Origin of the sequence: Enhygromyxa salina (assembly GCF_002994635.1) — a bacterium.
In the GTDB taxonomy this organism is placed as follows: domain Bacteria; phylum Myxococcota_A; class Polyangia; order Nannocystales; family Nannocystaceae; genus Plesiocystis; species Plesiocystis salina_B.
The window spans coordinates 1-825 of record NZ_PVNL01000191.1; the positions used below are offsets into that span (position 1 = coordinate 1).

The 825-nt window shown below is 66.2% G+C and carries 1 protein-coding gene; it reads right to left on the minus strand.

Going from position 1 to position 825, the window contains the following annotated elements; genetic code table 11:
- Positions 1 to 825, minus strand: an 825-nt coding sequence (locus tag ENSA7_RS41605) for a M16 family metallopeptidase (RefSeq protein ID WP_146158766.1), incomplete at both ends; no start/stop codon positions are given.

Genomic DNA, 825 nt, shown 5'->3' on the forward strand with positions numbered 1-825 from the left:
CGGGACCGCCGGATAGTCTTCGAACATTTCGTCGACGGGGATCACGGCGACGTGGGTGGGGGGGATGCCGAGCTTGTGGGCGCCGATTTGTTGGTCCTCGGCGAGGACCTCGGGGGGTTTTGGGGATGGGTAGTCGATTGTGGCGGGTTGGTCGGCGAGGATGGCTTCTCGGAGTTGTTGGGCTTCGCCGGTGACGATGACGATCGAGAGGTTGGCGGGATCGATGTGCTTGCGGATCGCGGCGTTGACCTGGTCGAGGGTCATGGTGTCGAGGGCGGCGGTGAAGCGCTCGAGGTGGGGCTGGCCGTCGAGGCCGTAGAATTGGTCGTCGATGGCGTAGCCCAGCCGCTGGGAGGTGGTGTCGGCGAAGTGCAGGACGTACTTGCGCAGGAAGTCGCGGGTGAGCTCGAACTGCTCCTGGGTGAGGCCCTGGTTGGCGAACTGCTCGAGCTCGCGGTGGGCGGCTCGGAGGGCGAAGTGAGCGTGCTCGTTGGGGAGGGTTCGGATCCAGACCTGGAATAGCTGGGCTCGGCGCGCGACGTTGGTGGGGGGCATCTGGCGCTGGCCGCCGTTGGGGAACGCCTCGATGTAGCTGTAGTCGCCGTAGTTGAGGCCGCGGGCCTCCCGGATGACCTGGAACAGGTGACTCGATGAATTGCGATGCTCGCCCAGCCATGAGTTGGCGAGCCACAGGGCGTAGAAGTCGGGGTCGCCGCGGTGGACGTCGATCGGGTGTCCGAATGAGATCGAGGCGTCGGCGCCAGGCTTGTCGATGATCAGCAGGCGCTTGCCCTCGATTGGGTCGGGGACTGGGGCGGGGAGGGG